Annotated in this window: 16 protein-coding genes; 11 read left to right on the top strand and 5 right to left on the bottom strand. The window is 68.0% G+C overall.

Annotation, left to right across the window (positions count from 1 at the left end; translation table 11 throughout):
- Positions 1-579 (top strand): G/U mismatch-specific DNA glycosylase, encoded by a 579-nt coding sequence (mug, locus tag ABFX36_RS00550; RefSeq protein WP_062367645.1) that lies wholly within the window; start codon positions 1-3, stop codon positions 577-579.
- A gap of 30 nt (positions 580-609) precedes the next feature.
- The gene (locus ABFX36_RS00545; protein WP_346074675.1) at positions 610-1,272 is read left to right on the top strand and encodes a DUF1707 SHOCT-like domain-containing protein; all 663 of its coding nucleotides are present in this window, start codon (positions 610-612) and stop codon (positions 1,270-1,272) included.
- An 11-nt stretch (positions 1,273-1,283) separates the two neighbouring features.
- Here ABFX36_RS00545 and ABFX36_RS00540 read toward each other — a convergent pair whose 3' ends face one another.
- Entirely contained in the window at positions 1,284-2,216 is a 933-nt protein-coding gene (locus tag ABFX36_RS00540; protein WP_006894690.1) for an AEC family transporter, read from the bottom strand.
- Between the two features lie 205 nt (positions 2,217-2,421).
- Between ABFX36_RS00540 and rpmF the strand changes: the two genes are divergently transcribed.
- The gene (gene rpmF / locus ABFX36_RS00535; protein ID WP_006894691.1) at positions 2,422-2,595 is read left to right on the top strand and encodes a 50S ribosomal protein L32; all 174 of its coding nucleotides are present in this window, start codon (positions 2,422-2,424) and stop codon (positions 2,593-2,595) included.
- Between the two features lie 100 nt (positions 2,596-2,695).
- Here rpmF and ABFX36_RS00530 read toward each other — a convergent pair whose 3' ends face one another.
- Entirely contained in the window at positions 2,696-3,466 is a 771-nt protein-coding gene (locus ABFX36_RS00530; protein ID WP_006894692.1) for an SDR family oxidoreductase, read from the bottom strand.
- Positions 3,467-3,624: 158 nt separating this feature from the next.
- Between ABFX36_RS00530 and ABFX36_RS00525 the strand changes: the two genes are divergently transcribed.
- The 8 genes from ABFX36_RS00525 to ABFX36_RS00490 all read left to right on the top strand — a co-directional run bounded on the left by ABFX36_RS00525 (position 3,625) and on the right by ABFX36_RS00490 (position 12,125).
- Positions 3,625-4,557, top strand: coding sequence for an AurF N-oxygenase family protein (locus ABFX36_RS00525; RefSeq protein WP_006894693.1), 933 nt, complete (start codon positions 3,625-3,627; stop codon positions 4,555-4,557).
- Positions 4,558-4,623: 66 nt separating this feature from the next.
- Positions 4,624-6,222, top strand: a complete 1,599-nt coding sequence (locus ABFX36_RS00520; RefSeq protein WP_346074674.1) for an FAD-dependent oxidoreductase — start codon at positions 4,624-4,626, stop codon at positions 6,220-6,222.
- A 70-nt stretch (positions 6,223-6,292) separates the two neighbouring features.
- Positions 6,293-6,976, top strand: coding sequence for a response regulator transcription factor (locus tag ABFX36_RS00515; protein ID WP_006894695.1), 684 nt, complete (start codon positions 6,293-6,295; stop codon positions 6,974-6,976).
- Positions 6,977-6,979: 3 nt separating this feature from the next.
- Complete coding sequence (locus ABFX36_RS00510; RefSeq protein ID WP_346074673.1) at positions 6,980-8,398, top strand: HAMP domain-containing sensor histidine kinase; 1,419 nt, start codon at positions 6,980-6,982, stop codon at positions 8,396-8,398.
- A 91-nt stretch (positions 8,399-8,489) separates the two neighbouring features.
- Entirely contained in the window at positions 8,490-9,896 is a 1,407-nt protein-coding gene (locus ABFX36_RS00505) for a S1C family serine protease (protein WP_346074672.1), read from the top strand.
- A 73-nt stretch (positions 9,897-9,969) separates the two neighbouring features.
- Positions 9,970-10,491, top strand: a complete 522-nt coding sequence (locus ABFX36_RS00500; RefSeq protein WP_006894701.1) for a MogA/MoaB family molybdenum cofactor biosynthesis protein — start codon at positions 9,970-9,972, stop codon at positions 10,489-10,491.
- Positions 10,492-10,817: 326 nt separating this feature from the next.
- On the top strand, positions 10,818-11,450 hold the full coding sequence (locus ABFX36_RS00495) for an MspA family porin (protein WP_346074671.1): 633 nt from the start codon (positions 10,818-10,820) through the stop codon (positions 11,448-11,450).
- A gap of 30 nt (positions 11,451-11,480) precedes the next feature.
- Positions 11,481-12,125, top strand: coding sequence for an MspA family porin (locus ABFX36_RS00490; protein WP_045538912.1), 645 nt, complete (start codon positions 11,481-11,483; stop codon positions 12,123-12,125).
- Between the two features lie 83 nt (positions 12,126-12,208).
- On the opposite strand, the gene ABFX36_RS00485 is transcribed toward ABFX36_RS00490, so the two are convergent.
- The 3 genes from ABFX36_RS00485 to ABFX36_RS00475 form a co-directional block, all read right to left on the bottom strand.
- Complete coding sequence (locus ABFX36_RS00485) at positions 12,209-12,892, bottom strand: biliverdin-producing heme oxygenase (protein WP_045538910.1); 684 nt, start codon at positions 12,890-12,892, stop codon at positions 12,209-12,211.
- 149 nt (positions 12,893-13,041) lie between these two features.
- Positions 13,042-13,848: a large conductance mechanosensitive channel protein MscL gene (gene mscL, locus ABFX36_RS00480; protein ID WP_045538908.1), complete on the bottom strand. Its 807-nt coding sequence runs from the start codon at positions 13,846-13,848 to the stop codon at positions 13,042-13,044.
- A gap of 95 nt (positions 13,849-13,943) precedes the next feature.
- Complete coding sequence (locus ABFX36_RS00475; RefSeq protein WP_062367642.1) at positions 13,944-14,597, bottom strand: SAF domain-containing protein; 654 nt, start codon at positions 14,595-14,597, stop codon at positions 13,944-13,946.
- Positions 14,598-14,667 lie beyond the last annotated feature (70 nt).

The following is a 14,667-nucleotide window of genomic DNA, read 5'->3' as shown; positions in this document are numbered from 1 at the left end:
GTGGGGTTCACCCGAGAGGAACTGCTCGACCGGATCGGTGCGACCGTTCCGGATCTGATCGGCCCCGACTGCCGGCTGCTGATCGCGGGCATCAATCCCGGGCTGTGGACCGCGGCGACCGGGGCCCACTTCGCCCGGCCCGGCAATCGCTTCTATCCGGCACTGCACGCCGCGGGCATCACCGATCACGTGATCGACGCGTCGGCGGGGATGTCCGACGACGACGCCGCGGCGCTCACCGATGCCGGGATCGGCATCACCAATGTCGTCGCGCGGGCCACCGCGAAAGCCTCCGACCTGGCTCGGGACGAGCTGCTGCGCGGCGGTCGGGAACTGGAGGCGACGGTGCTCCGGGTGCGGCCGCGCGTCCTCGCGATCCTGGGGGTCACCGCCTATCGCGCGGCGTTCGGGCGCCGCACGGCCGTGGTGGGCCGGCAGCCGGAGTCGATCGGCGGCGCCGAGCTCTGGGTCCTGCCGAACCCGAGCGGGTTGAATGCGCACGAGACCGTCGAGACCCTGGCGGCTGCGTACCGGCGGGCGGCGGACGCGGCCGGGGTACGCGATGTGCGTCGCCGGTGAGCCGGGCGATTCTTGTCTAGGCTTGGGCAGATGAGCGACATCGAGCCCCGCACCTCCCGTGCTCCGCAGCCATCCGCCGGTGATGCCGCCGCGATGCTGGTCAGCGACGCCGACCGCGAACGCACTCATTCCTATCTATCGGCCGCGATGACGATGGGCGTGCTCACTCCGGAGGAGTACAGCCGGCGCGCCGGCGATGCCTCGGTCGCGCGGACCCGGGCCGATCTGGACGCATTGACTCGGGACCTGCCCCTCGATCAGCTCCGCTCGGTGGCCGCCGACGCCGCATTCGGCCAGACCCGCGTCAGTGCCTCCGGTGCCGATCCCGTCACGTCCGCGTCCGGCTTCTTCGGCGGAACCGAAGTCGGCGGAGGCGCGGTCGTGGGTGATCGACTGAAGGCCACCGCAGTGATGGGCGGCGTGGTGCTCGACCTGCGGAACGTCGAGTACACGGCGCCTATGCTCACGGTGAAGTGCAAGGCGATCATGGGCGGCGTCGACATCGTGGTCCCGCCGGACGTCACCGTGGAGGTGCACGGGAGGGCTGTCATGGGCGGCTTCGACGGCAGCGCCGCCGGTCCCGGCGGCGAGGGCGCCCCGCGGGTGGTGATCACCGGATTCTCGTTGATGGGCGGGGTCCGTGTGCAGAGGCGCGGCCGGGCCGACCGGCTCGGCCCCCGTCGTGCCCGCTGACGGCGGGCCGGTCAGGCCAGCGTGGCGGCGATCAGCGCGATGACGGGGATCGACAGGAGCGTGGTGATCAGGGCCGAGTCGCGGGCGAGGACCTCACCGCGCCGGTATCTGGTCGCGTAGACCAGGACGTTCTGCGCGGTCGGCAGGGCGGCGATCACGACCTGCGCGAACAACCGATGCCCGGTCATCCCGAATCCCCAGCGTGCGAGCGCGTAGGCGACGAGCGGCATCGCGACCACCTTCATCGCGGCGGCCAGCGCGACGTCTCGCCGCGGACTCTGGCCCTTCTTGAATACGGTGACGCCGGTGAGCGTGAGGCCGAAGGTGAGCAGCGCCAGCGGGACTGAGGCCTGCCCCAGCATGTCCAGCGGTTCCATCACGGCCTGCGGCGGATGCCATCCGGCCACCGAGACGATCAGGCCGATCACGCCGCCGACCAGGATCGGGTTCTTCAACGGCGTGGTCACCGTGCGCAGCGTCGAGGTCCGTCGCTCGGCCGACAGCGCGGTCAGATCGAGGGTCGCGAGGGCGACCGGGGAATAGAAGACGATCTGGAACAGCAGCAGGGGAGCGATGAACGACGCGTCGTCGAGCACGAAGATCGCGATCGGCAGACCCAGGTTCACGCTGTTGACGTACGAGGAGGACAACGCGCCGATCACGATCTCCGGTACGGCGCGGCGCAGCCAGAACCACGCGATCAGCGCGTAGACCGCGCCCACGGCGACGGCCGATGCCGAGGCGACCACGAGCGTGGACGAGAAGATCGCCGACAGATCGCTGGTGGCCAGAGAGTGGATGAGCAGTGCGGGTGTGCAGACGAAGAAGACGGTGCGCGCCAGCACCGCCGCCGCGTGTTCGCCGAGACTGCCCGTCCGGCCGAGAACGTAACCCAGGGCGACGACGATGAAGATGACGGTGAACCCCGAGATGACGCCAGACACCCGACGCATTATGCCCGCGGCGCCCGAACCCTCCGGTCACGACCTCGTCCGGGCCGCCGCGTTTTGCATCCGGGAGCCCGCGGCGGCTAACCTGGTCTGGTTGTGTGCCGCGGCCGCTGTGCCGTGGTGAGAAGACTTCAGCGGGTCTGGCGGGTCGGGAGACAGCCCGAGCCCACCCGCGCCAGGTAAGAGAAGGGCTGGAACCATGGCAGTACCCAAGCGCCGGATGTCGCGGGCCAACACCCGTAGCCGTCGTTCGCAGTGGAAGGCGGACAACGTCGCACTGCAGGAAGAGAAGATCAACGGTGTTTCGCAGCGCATCCCGCGCCGCCTGGTCAAGGCAGCGAAGCTCGGTCTGGTCGATCTCGACCGTCGCTGAGCGCGGCTGACACACAGACTTCAACGGCTGGGGCCGGCGAGAGATCGCCGGCCCCAGCCGTTTCGTCGTGGGGCCTGCGGAGGCTCCGTCTCGTCGGAGGCTACTGCGAGAGGATCTTGTTCACGCCGCGGTTGAGGACGTTGGGAATGAACTTTGCCGCGTTGCCCAGAACCGTGGTCTGCAGCCCCACCGAGTAGCTCGTGCGGCTCAGCACGCGGTCCGCGATGGTCGGATGAACCGATTCCCAGACCTTGTCGGCGACCTGTTCGGGGGTGATGCGGACACCGAGCGTCCTGGTTGATTTCGCATCGTTGTCGGCGAGCGCGGTCTTGGCCCACAGCGGCCAGATGCTCACGACGCGGATGTCGTCGGCCGCCCACTCCAACTCCAGCGCCTCGGTGAGACCTGCGACGTAGAACTTGGTCGCGCTGTAGGTGGCGATTCCCGGCTGGCCGTAGATCGCGGATGCGGAGGCGATGTTCACCAGATGCGATCCCGGAGTCGCCTTGAGATACCGGTGGGCCGCCTGTGCGCCCAGGGTCACTCCCAGTGCGTCGATGTCGATCTGCGCCTTGATCGCGTCGGTCGAGATCTCGGTGAGGGGGCCCGCAACCAGGATCCCGGCGTTGTTGTCGAGCACGTCGAGGCGGCCGTCGGTGTGCGAGGTGAACTCGGCCAGTGCCGTCGACCACTGCTGCGGGTCGCGGACGTCGAGGTGACCGGTGATGAAGTCGGGGTGCTCCTCGCGGACGGCGGCCAGCGCCTCGTCGCTGACGTCGTAGACGCCGACCGTCCAGCCTTCGAGGGCGAATCGCTCGGCGGTCGCGAGGCCGATGCCCGCGGCACCGCCGGAAATGAAGATCGAAGGCATGACTCTGGATTCTCCCCACTGTGACCTGCGAGGACGCCCCTCGCATTGATATTACTCTCCGGTAGGAACTCTAGACCGTTTACGTCTCAGGACGCGAGTGTTACCGTGACAATGATTGTTGTTACAAGATGCGATGGAACAATGTACCGGAGGTCAACATGACGGCAGCGATCGAACGGGAGAACGCGGGCGACAACCTGATCAGCCTGCAGGACTCGGGTGCCGAGCAGGTGTCCGAACGGTTGCTGCGATCGGCCGCCCGGCTCTCGCGCAATGCGATGACCGAGATCGACTGGTCGTTGCCGATGGATCCCGACAAGTACGGATGCAGCCCGGAGTGGTCGTCGCTGTACGGCACCGACTACTGGGACGAGCTCACCCACGAGCAGCGAGTCGATCTGACGCGTCACGAGTTCGCGTCGATCATGAACATCGGCATCTGGTTCGAGATGATTCTGCAGGAGATGGTTCTGCGCGATCAGTACGTCGGCGACTACCACTCCTCCGAGTTCCAGTTCGCGCTGGTGGAGATCGCCGATGAGTGCCGGCATTCGCTGATGTTCGCCAAGGCGTCGGAGAAGATGGTCGGCACTTCGTATCATCCGCACCCGAAGATCGCCCAGTTGGGCAAGTCTTTCAAGCTCCTTGCGCGCAACGAGGTCGCCTATGCGGGCATTCTCGTCGCCGAGGAGGTTCTCGACGTGTTCCAGCGCGGATGCATGCGCGACGAGCGGGTGCTCCCCTTCATCCGGACCGTCAACGAGATCCACGTTCTCGAGGAATCCCGGCACATGAAGTTCGCGCGCGAACAGGTGCGTGAGTCGGTCGACGGGATCGGCTGGGCCCGCAGGCAGTTCAGCGCGCTGTCGGTGGCGGCGGGCGCGTACCTCATCGTGAGCAGTCTGATCCAGCCGAAGGCCTACGCCGATGCGGGACTCGACGTGAAGCGTGCGCTGGCCGAGCGCCGCGACAACGGCCACTTCCACTCGATGATCCGCAGCAGCTGCGGTCACCTCATGGAGTTCCTCGACGAGGTGGGCCTGCTGACCAAGCCGGCCATGCACTACTACCGCAAGGCGCACATGATCTAGCGGCGGATCGATCGCCGGACCCGCTTCCCGACCAGCCCGGACGCGCTCGAAGTAAAGGGGCACTCGTTGTCGTTCGTCATCACCCAGTCCTGCTGCAGCGACGCCGCCTGCGTGTCGGTGTGCCCGGTGAACTGCATCCACCCGACGCCGGAGGAACGGGGTTTCGGCACCTCCGACATCCTGCACATCGACCCCGACGCGTGCATCGACTGCGGAGCATGCGCCGACGCGTGCCCGGTCAATGCGATCTTCCCGGCCGACCGGCTCGGTGAGCGCGACGAGATCTTCGCCGACATCAACGCCGCCTACTATCGCGACAACCCCGATGTCTCGTCCGGCTGGACCGATGTGGTGTACCCGGAGATCCCGCGGTTGCCGCGCGATCTGCGGGTCGCGATCGTCGGCACGGGCCCGTCGGGCGGATACGCCCTGCGGACGGTGCTGAACCGGACGGACGCGCAGGTGACGGTGTTCGACAAGCTGCCCACACCGGGCGGATTGGTCCGCGCGGGCGTCGCGCCCGACCATCCGAGCACCAAGGACGTCATGAAGACCTTCGACATCCTGTACCGGGACCCGCGGGTCACGATGGCCACCAATGTCGAGATCGGCCCCGATGTACGGGCCGGTCAGATCACGCCGGGCGAACTGGCGCACCACTTCGACGCCGTCTTCTACGCGACCGGTGCATCGCAGGCCCGCCGCCTCGGGATCGCCGGCGAGGATCTGCCGGGCAGTACGTCGGCCACCGAACTGGTGGCCTGGTACAACGCCGTGCCCGGCGCTTCGGGGCCGAACATCCCGGTCGACGGCAGCGGCCGGGCCGTGATCGTCGGGACGGGCAACGTCGCGCTCGACATCGCCCGCATCCTCGTATCGCCGCCGGAGGCGCTGGCGGTCACCGACATCGCCGACCGTGCGCTCGACCTCCTGCGCAGGCAGGACATCCATGAGGTGGTTCTGCTCGGCCGGCGAGGTCAGGACGCCGCGGCGTACACCGCGGCCGAGCACCGCGCGCTGTCGGTGCTTCCCGGCGTGGAGGTGGTGGTGCACGACGGCACGGCCTCGCTCGACCTGCTGCCCGACCTGCCGCCCGACCTCTCGGGACCCGCGTCCTCCGACCGCCGCCGGATCGTGTTCCTCTTCAACACGGTCCCCGAGGCCGCACACGGAGACGGCGCGCTGCAGTCGGTCTCGGTGAACACCGGCGGACGCTCGTACCGCATCGCCGCAGATCTGCTGGTCCGATCGATCGGTTACCGGTCCGTACCGGTCGGCGGGCTTCCGTTCGACACCGAAGCGGGCCGGTTCCCGGTGCGCGAGGGCCGAATCGTCGACGCCGAGGGCATGCCGATTCCCGGTGCGTACGCCGTCGGCTGGGCCGCCCGCGGATCCACCGGCGGTATCGGCTCCAACAAGTTGCACGCCATCGACACGGTCGAGGCGTTCATCGAGGACGCCGCATCCGGTCTGCGTCGCGCAGGCGGTACCGCCGAGGAGTTCAGTGCACTGTTGCGGCGCAGGCGACGTCAGGCGATCGGCTACCGGGGGATCGCGGCGATCGACCGGCGCGAGCGCGAGCTGGGCGCCCGTCAGGGGCGTCCCCGGGTGAAGTTCACCGAGGTGGCCGACATGCTGGCGGCGGCGGGACGGCGGCGTCGCTGAGCGCGACCGAATCGCGCCGAACGGCGTGTTCGCTCAGTCGAATCTCAGTTGTGGATATAAGACTGTAACCATGCGCATCCTGGTGGTGGACGACGATCGTGCGGTCCGCGAATCGCTCCGACGGTCGCTCAGCTTCAACGGATACTCGGTCGAGACCGCGGGCGACGGGCTGGAGGCGCTGGAGAAGGTGATCGCCGATCGCCCGGACCTGATGATTCTGGACGTGATGATGCCGCGTCTGGACGGTCTCGAGGTGTGCCGGCGACTCCGGTCGGCGGGCGACGACCTGCCGATCCTCGTGCTCACTGCCCGCGATTCGGTCTCGGAGCGGGTCAGCGGGTTGGACGCGGGCGCCGACGACTACCTGCCCAAGCCCTTCGCACTCGAGGAACTGCTGGCCCGGTTGCGGTCGCTGCTGCGCCGCACCACCCGGGACGAGGAGGAGAGCGAGGCGGTCTCCTTCGCCGACCTCACCCTCGACCCCGTGACCCGCGAGGTGACCCGAGGCGAGCGCCAGATCAGCCTCACCCGCACGGAGTTCGCGCTGTTGGAGATGCTGATGAGCAACCCGAAGCGGGTGCTGACCCGCAGTCGCATCCTCGAGGAGGTGTGGGGCTACGACTTCCCGACCTCCGGCAACGCGCTGGAGGTCTACATCGGCTACCTGCGCCGCAAGACCGAGGCCGACGGCGAGCCGCGTCTGATCCACACCGTGCGCGGCGTCGGATACGTTCTGCGCGAGGGCACCCCGTAGCCGATGCGTGGTCCGTTCCGCCTGACGCGCGCGGTCTCACTGCGACGCCGCGTCGCGCTCCTGGCCGCCGCGGTGGTCCTGCTGTCGGCGGTGCTGATGGCCGGAGCCGCGTATTTCGTGGTGTCGCGCGCGATGTACAACGACGTCGACACCCAGCTCGTCGCCCGTGCCGACGGTCTCACCGCCCTCGCCAAGCTCGGCCGGCTGAGCAACGGTCCCGAGGCGCTGGTGGCGGGCACCGTGTTCTCCACGTCCATCTCGATCGCCCTGATCGAGCAGGACGGCCGCGCCATCATGGTCGGCGACGTCCCCTTCGGGGATCCGGAGAAGGATGTGGCGAAGTCGACCAATCCGCCGGGCAAGCTCAATCAGAGTCTGCGAACCACCGCCAACCACCGGGTGCTGGCGCGCAAACTGTCCGACGGCAGCACGCTGGTGCTGGCGCAGTCGCTGGACCGGACGGACGCGGTCCTCGGCCGGCTCGGCTCGGTGCTGTTCATCGTCGGCGGAGCGGGGGTGGCCTTCGCCGCGATCGCCGGAACCGCGGTGGCCCGCACCGGACTGCGCCCGGTCACCCGTCTCACGGCCGCGGCCGAACGCGTCGCACGAACTCAGGACCTCACGCCGATCCCGGTGACCGGCAAGGACGAACTCGCGCGGCTCACCGAGAGTTTCAACACGATGCTGCGCGCGCTCGCCGAGTCGCGCGACAAGCAGGCCCGTCTCGTCGCCGACGCCGGACACGAACTCAAGACTCCGCTCACCTCGCTGCGCACCAATCTCGAACTGCTCATCGCCTCATCGGCACCGGGTGCACCGCCCGTACCCGCGGCCGACATGGTGGAACTGCGCTCGGATGTGATGGCGCAGATCGAGGAACTGTCGACCCTGGTCGGCGATCTCGTCGACCTCGCGCGCGACGACGCGCTGGAGGCCGTGCACCAGGAGGTCGCCCTCGAAGACGTCATCGACGCCGCGCTCGAGCGGGTCCGGCGCCGGCGCGCCGACATCGACTTCGACGTGGAAACCGTTCCGTGGTTCGTCTTCGGTGAGGAGCACGGCCTCGCGCGGGCGGTGCTGAACGTGCTCGACAACGCAGCGAAGTGGAGTCCGCCTGGCCGCACCGTGCACGTGCGGCTCCATCAGGTGGGACCGGCCAGTGCCGACCTGACGGTGGCCGACGCGGGGCCGGGCATCGCCCCGGAGGATCGCGAGATGGTGTTCGAACGGTTCTACCGCGCCGATGCGACTCGATCGATGCCGGGTTCGGGCCTCGGCCTGGCGATCGTGCGGCAGGTTCTCACCCGTCTCGGGGGCTCGGTGGCGGCCGAGGGATCCGACCAGGGAGGTGCGCTGATTCGCATGCGGATACCCGGTCTGCCGCACCATACTGAGCCCGATCCGATCGTCGTGAGACGCTGACGATCGTTCACAGGTACTCGGCAGGAACCTCGCAGTAACTCGGCAACGGGGACTGAGCGGCTTCACAGAATGGTGCAATAGGGTTTAATCCATGACCAACGGCGAACACCCCGGCAACGACGATTGGCGTCAGGTCCCCGGAGATCCGAATCAACCTCCGACCGGCGGACTTCCCACGAATCCCTACGGCAGTGCGGACGCTGGAAACCATTCACCGGGCTCGCCGTCGAACCCGCCCAGCGGTCAGTTCCCGTCGCCGCCTCCGGGAGCGACCGGCCCGCTCGGTCAGTACCCGCGGCCCGATCAGCCGACCGCGCCGTACTACCAGCAGCAGCCGGGCGGAACCGCACCGCTAGGGCAGATGCCGCAGGCGCCCGGATCGTCGTCGGCCGACGTTCCACCGGCACGGTCGAACGGGGGTCGCAAGCTTCTCATCGGCGCCGTGGCCGTCGCGCTCCTCGCGGGCGGCGCGGGAGGAGCGATCGGCGCCTCGGTCGCGGGCGGTTCGGACAAAGACGGATCGTCGACGTCGAACGTCGTCGCCTCCGGACCCACCAACACCGCGCAGCCCAGTGCCGCGCCGGGTTCGGTCCAGGCCACCGCGGCCCAGGTCCTCCCGTCGGTCGTCTCGATCACCGTCGAGGTCGGGAATCAGGTCGGATCGGGCTCGGGCGTCATTCTCAGCGACAACGGCGTGATCCTGACCAACAACCATGTCATCAGCGCCGGCGGCGGTAAGCCCGCGGACAAGATCCTGGTCAGCTTCTACGACGGCAGTCGAGCGATGGCGAAGGTGCTCGGCACCGATCCCACATCCGACATCGCGGTCATCCAGGTCGACAAGACCGGTCTGCGGCCGATCACCATCGGCTCGTCGGCCAACCTCTCGGTGGGCCAGGAGGTGATCGCCGTCGGGTCGCCGCTCGGACTCGAAGGGACGGTCACGACCGGCATCATCAGTTCCCTGAACCGGCCGGTGTCCACCTCCGGCGCCGACGGTTCGGTGGAATCGGTGATGGACGCCATCCAGACCGACGCGGCGATCAACCCGGGCAACTCCGGCGGCGCACTCGTCAACGCCAACGGTGCGTTGATCGGCATCAACACCGCCATCGCGACCGTGAACGGCGGCACCGAGCAGCAGTCCGGCAGCATCGGCCTGGGTTTCGCGATTCCCGTGGACCAGGCGATGCGGATCGCGAACGCGCTGCGCTCGGGCGGCCGTGTCCAGCAAGCGAGCCTCGGCGTCAACGTCCGGCCCAGCAGCGACGTGACGCAGCCGGGCGCCCAGGTGGTGAATGTGGTCGGCGGCGGTGCCGCCGATCAGGCGGGAATCCCGAAGGGCGCGGTCATCACGCAGGTCGAAGACCGCAAGATCGCTTCGTCGGACGCGCTCGTCGCCGCTATCCGTTCCTATGCTCCGGGGGATACCGTGAAGATCACGTACGTCGTCAACGGGCAGACCAAGACCGTCGACGTGAAGCTGGGCGCCAGCTGATCGGCACCGGGCGCCCGGAGGACAAGCCACACACGAGCGCCGCGACGGCGGTGCACTCGAGGAAGGTCGAATCATGATTGACGCCGCAGAAGCCGAAGCCGAAGCCGTGGTCCAGGGCATCGTGACGCCGCGGGCCCTGGTGGTGGTGATCGACGACCGCGCCGTCGGCGGGGAGGATCACGATCTGCTGGGGCCGCTGGTGGTGGAACTGCTCGAGGAGGCGGACTTCCACGTCGACGCGACCACCACGGTCTCCGGCGACGAGGTGGAGATCCGGAACGCGATCAACACCGCCGTGATCGGCGGCGTCGATCTCGTCGTCTCGGTCGGCGGTGTCGGGGTGGGGCCGCGGGACGTGACGCCCGAGGCGGCCGAGCCCCTGCTCGATCGTCGGCTGGCCGGCATCGAGGAGGCCATTCGCAGTTCGGGACTGTCCGCGGGCGCTACCGACGCGGGGCTCTCGCGCGGACTCGCCGGCATCTCGGGGCAGACGGTCGTGGTCAATCTCGCCGACTCCCGCGCGGCCGTCCGTGACGGCATGGCGACGCTGATCCCGTTGGCGCATCACGTCATCGCCGCGATCAGTGAGTTCTGAGACGTCTTCGGCCGACCGGTCGGAGGAGGAGGCGTGGCGTCGCAAGCGGCGCCTCGACGCCGTCTTCGGCGATGAATTGCCCGAGGTCAGGACCGACCCGGGCGAAGACGCGCATTCCGGGCGTGGTCGTCGTTGGTACGACGAGAACCGGCCCCCACACCATAACTAGCGGGTAAGTGACCCTTCTCACGTGAAATCCGGCAATCCTCTCCGGCGCCGAGCGGCGACTGTGCGGCTGGGTTAATCTAAGCCGCGGCTGAGAATCCATTATCTGCCGCACAGTCTTAAGCCGACCGTGGTGTCGGTCACGTTGAAGGGTGATACGTGTGAAGTTCAGTGGTGTCGGTAAGCGCCGCGCTGCAGCCCTGGCTGCAGTCGCGCTCACCGCAGTAACCGGAGCAGTAGTCGGAGCAGGTCAGGCTGACGCAGGTCGTCTGCCGGGTGGCCGCACCAAGGCCGTCGGTGTCGACGGCCAGGTGGTGGAGATCGCGCGCAGCGGCGAGAGCAGCCGGATCATGCCGTCGTTGGCCGCCAACGGTGCGGGCCGCGCGGCCGCCGTGTCGGGAACCTACAAGACGACCTTGAGCAAGGGCACCGGTGTCATGACCGTCGGTTACCTGGTCGGTTGCCAGGTGAACCTGACGGGCTTCACCGGCACGCTCAGCGGATCGTTCGACCTGTCGGGAGGCGTGTCCGGTAGCGGTTCGCTGTCCGTGCCGCTGGCTCCGGGCCAGGTCGTGTACGCCAAGACGGACAAGATCAGCCTCAAGAAGAGCAAGGGCACGATCATGGTCGACAGCTTCTCGATCGACGTGCAGCAGTGCGGCGGGTACGCCTCGGCGCGCTCGGTGGTCCAGGTGGTCGCGGCCGACGGCTACGACGCCGAGGAGAAGTCCCTGTCCGGCAACAGCGGTTACGTGCAGGCCAACCTGCTCGGCACCCCGTTCAGCCTCGGCTGACCCGAGATCACAGACTCACGAGGTAGAAGAATGAACAAGCGCGTAGTCCGCGGTCTCACCGCGTCCGCAGCACTCGCCGGCGCCGTCGCCGCCGGCGCCACGCTCGCCGCTCCGGCCAATGCCGTCGCACTGCCGAGCGTCTCGAAGACCAAGTCGCTGCCCGAGGGCAGCGTCACCATCAAGCTGTACGGCGAGTCGGCCAGGATCGGCCGCGCCGTCACCAGCACCCCGCTTTCCCGAGAGGTCTTCGTCTCCGGCAAGGTCAGCGTCAAGACCACCGGCGGCGTCAAGGGCGGCAGTGTCAATGCCGGCTACATCGTCGGTTGCCAGGTCAACTTCGGTGCCGACATGGGCGCCACCGGCAAGATCACCGGCAGCATCCCGGATCAGACGGTCACGCTAGACCCGAAGGCATTCGGGGGCACGGGCGGCATCAAGCTGTCCCCGGGCAAGGCTGTCTACACGCCGGTCATCCATTCCGTGGTCGACGACTACGAGACCAACGCGTTCACCTTCAAGAACGCTCAGGGCGGCGTCGCCTACAGCAACGAGCGCTTCGGCGTCGACGGCTGCGCGGGCTACGCCCAGGCGCGTGCCAAGGTGACCGTCCGCGTCTCCACCGACACTTACGTCGGCAACGTGACGCTCTACGGCAAGCCGTTCAGCATCGGCTGACCGAGCACCAGGCGAAAAGGGCCGCGACCTCCGAGGAGGTCGCGGCCCTTTCCTGTGCCGGTGGCTTTCGAGCCGGGCGCCGGTCAGCGGCGGTAGTCGTCCAGCAGGCCGACCAGTTCGGCGAAGAGTTGCTGGTTGAGTCGGAAGGCCACCCGGACCTCGTCGACGATGCGCTCGCGGTCGGCGGCGCTGAGCGAATCGCCGATCGCGTCGAGCTTGGCCCGGTACGCGTCCTTGTAGGGCTTGTTCGCGGTGGCGAGCTCGAAGGAGTACATCGAGACGCCCTCGCCGCCGAGCTCGAACTCCCGGTCCAGGAGGCGGCCGATGGCCTGGCCGCCGGACAGGTCGCCGAGGTAGCGCGTGTAGTGGTGAGCCACCAGATGGCCACCCCGCGACGCGGATTCGGTGATGCGCGCGGCATAGGCGTCGGCGGCCGGAGAGTCGACCGGCTCGGGAACGATGCCCCCGCGCGCGCTCCAGTGAGCCAGATCGGCGTCGATCGTCGCGACCCGCTCCAGCGCCGGGTCGTGGACCAGTGACACCTGGGGGTCGTCGGCGAGGGCACGCGATGCGCGCTCGAGCGCGTCGTACACGATGCGCAGGCGCTGCAGGTAAGCGATGTACCCAGCCTCGTTGATCCGGCCGGCCAGCAGCTCAGAGATGAACTCGGAGTTCTCGGCCTGCTCGTGCTCGGAGGACGATCCCTGCTTCATCTGCTCCGACAAGCGGAGGTCTGCCGCGAGGTCGGGAGATGCGGTGGTCGGCATAACGTCCCCTTCAGAGATCGAGTTAAAGGCAAGGCTAAGGTAACAATTTCGCGTCGTACGCGCGAGTCGGAGTGCCCGAAAACGACGCACGGCACCCGCCCCGCAGCGGGTGCCGTGCGTCTCGTCGAGAATTCGGTCTCGTCGATGAGTCAGCGTGAGTGACGCGGCGCGTCACCGGGATTCTGACCCGGAGGCGGCGGGTACTGGCCCGGAGCGTACTGACCCGGGGGCAGATTGCCCGGAGGCGGGTACTCGCCCGGCGCCGGATTCGGGGTCGGAAAGCCTCCGGTCGGCGGGCCGGACGGCGGCGTGAAACCCTGGTGCCCCGGCTGCTGCTCGTGCTGCGGGTGGGCCTGCGGCGGAGCCTGCTGCGCCTGAGGCGGGATGTTCATGGTCTGCGTCCGATCGCCGTAGCCGGGTGACGGGGGAGGCGCCATCGGCGCAGGCGGCGTCGGTGCCGGCTCGCGGTTCGCGCGATCGGCGGCAGCCATCTCCGCCTCCTTCGCGGCCTTCTCGGCTTCGTCGCGCTCCTTGGCGTCGGGGTCGAGGGCATTGCGGATCTGCGTCAGCAGGACGATCTCGGGATCCGGATCCTCCTCCTTGTCCTGGAGCTTCCGGAGTTCCTGCAGCTTGTTGTACGGAACGACGATCAGGAAGTAGACCACCGCGGCGACGATGATGAAGTTGATGACCGCGGAGATGACGGCACCGAAGTCGAGGAAGGTCGCGGGGTCGTCGGACTTGATCGAGAATCCGAACCCGCAGATCTGGGCGGGGCCACTGGCGGCGCCGTCCGCGGTGGGGCAGTCGCCGCTGGGAATCGTGGCGAGGAGGGGATTGATGATCTTCTCGGTGAATGCGGTGACAATCGCCGTGAACGCCGCACCGATGATCACCGCTGTGGCCAGTTCGACCACATTGCCCCGCATTATGAAGTCTTTGAAACCTTTGAGCACGCGCGTCCCCTCTGATCTTGGTGCTATTGCTGGTTGCTGAGTCTAAACCACATATAAAGGTTTCGTGCGGTGGAACAGGACCGTTCGGCTGTCATTCAGTGGAGTATGACGGCCAAGGCCATGTCTAATCCGGTCGATGCCACTCGGCGGGCCGCCTGCTCGTTCATCGCCAGAAGAATCGGCGTCGCCGCCGAGTTCATCGGTTTGCCCGACGGATTCGACGGTTCGCCGGCGACTATCGCGCCTCGGGCCAGAACGGTGGCCTCCGAATCGAGGACGTCCACCACGTCGCCCTGGCGGACCAGGGCGACGACCGACTCGTCGGCGGGGCGGATCGGCACCAGCCGCGCTCCCGGATCGCCGGTCAGTGCGGTGGGCAGCCGCGACGTGAGCAGCCGTGTCTCGGTGATCATCTCGCCGCGGCGCACCGGTCCGGTCAGCTTGCGGCCGATCGCGGAGCCGGTATCGGTGAGCGCACCGGGAGGGGACAGGTCGGCCGGTACGGCACGCGCGGCGAGATCCGCGGCGGTGAGGAGAGTGCCCGGTCGAAGATCGGTCGCAGCCGTCAGTACGATCGGCGAACCGACGTGCCGCCGCGATACGGCGAATGCGCCGAGCGCGGCGATGACGAGAAGTGCCGCAGCGATTCGTCGAATCCGAATTGACCGAAATCGTCCAGTACCGAGAATGGCCTGCACCCGCGACAACGCGCTCGGTGAGAGATGGCCGGGGCGATGCGAAATCCTCATACCGCAACAGTCCGCTGGGTGGCGCCGCCGGTCGTGGGCAATTCGCCGATTGTGGATGCGCACGCTCGCT

Origin of the sequence: Gordonia cholesterolivorans (genome assembly GCF_039531975.1) — a bacterium.
Lineage (GTDB): Bacteria > Actinomycetota > Actinomycetes > Mycobacteriales > Mycobacteriaceae > Gordonia > Gordonia sihwensis.
Note: the sequence above shows the minus strand (reverse complement) of the source record. Positions and strands in the feature narration are given on the sequence as shown.

What these genes read in the sequence shown, in the direction of transcription:
- ABFX36_RS00525 (WP_006894693.1), top strand. Translation starts at nt 3,625, where the DNA reads ATGACGGCAGCGATCGAACGGGAGAACGCGGGCGACAACCTGATCAGC.
- ABFX36_RS00485 (WP_045538910.1), bottom strand. Translation starts at nt 12,892, where the DNA reads ATGCCGACCACCGCATCTCCCGACCTCGCGGCAGACCTCCGCTTGTCG.
- ABFX36_RS00515 (WP_006894695.1), top strand. Translation starts at nt 6,293, where the DNA reads ATGCGCATCCTGGTGGTGGACGACGATCGTGCGGTCCGCGAATCGCTC.
- ABFX36_RS00490 (WP_045538912.1), top strand. Translation starts at nt 11,481, where the DNA reads ATGAACAAGCGCGTAGTCCGCGGTCTCACCGCGTCCGCAGCACTCGCC.
- ABFX36_RS00475 (WP_062367642.1), bottom strand. Translation starts at nt 14,597, where the DNA reads ATGAGGATTTCGCATCGCCCCGGCCATCTCTCACCGAGCGCGTTGTCG.
- ABFX36_RS00505 (WP_346074672.1), top strand. Translation starts at nt 8,490, where the DNA reads ATGACCAACGGCGAACACCCCGGCAACGACGATTGGCGTCAGGTCCCC.
- ABFX36_RS00545 (WP_346074675.1), top strand. Translation starts at nt 610, where the DNA reads ATGAGCGACATCGAGCCCCGCACCTCCCGTGCTCCGCAGCCATCCGCC.
- ABFX36_RS00530 (WP_006894692.1), bottom strand. Translation starts at nt 3,466, where the DNA reads ATGCCTTCGATCTTCATTTCCGGCGGTGCCGCGGGCATCGGCCTCGCG.
- ABFX36_RS00510 (WP_346074673.1), top strand. Translation starts at nt 6,980, where the DNA reads ATGCGTGGTCCGTTCCGCCTGACGCGCGCGGTCTCACTGCGACGCCGC.
- ABFX36_RS00500 (WP_006894701.1), top strand. Translation starts at nt 9,970, where the DNA reads ATGATTGACGCCGCAGAAGCCGAAGCCGAAGCCGTGGTCCAGGGCATC.
- rpmF (WP_006894691.1), top strand. Translation starts at nt 2,422, where the DNA reads ATGGCAGTACCCAAGCGCCGGATGTCGCGGGCCAACACCCGTAGCCGT.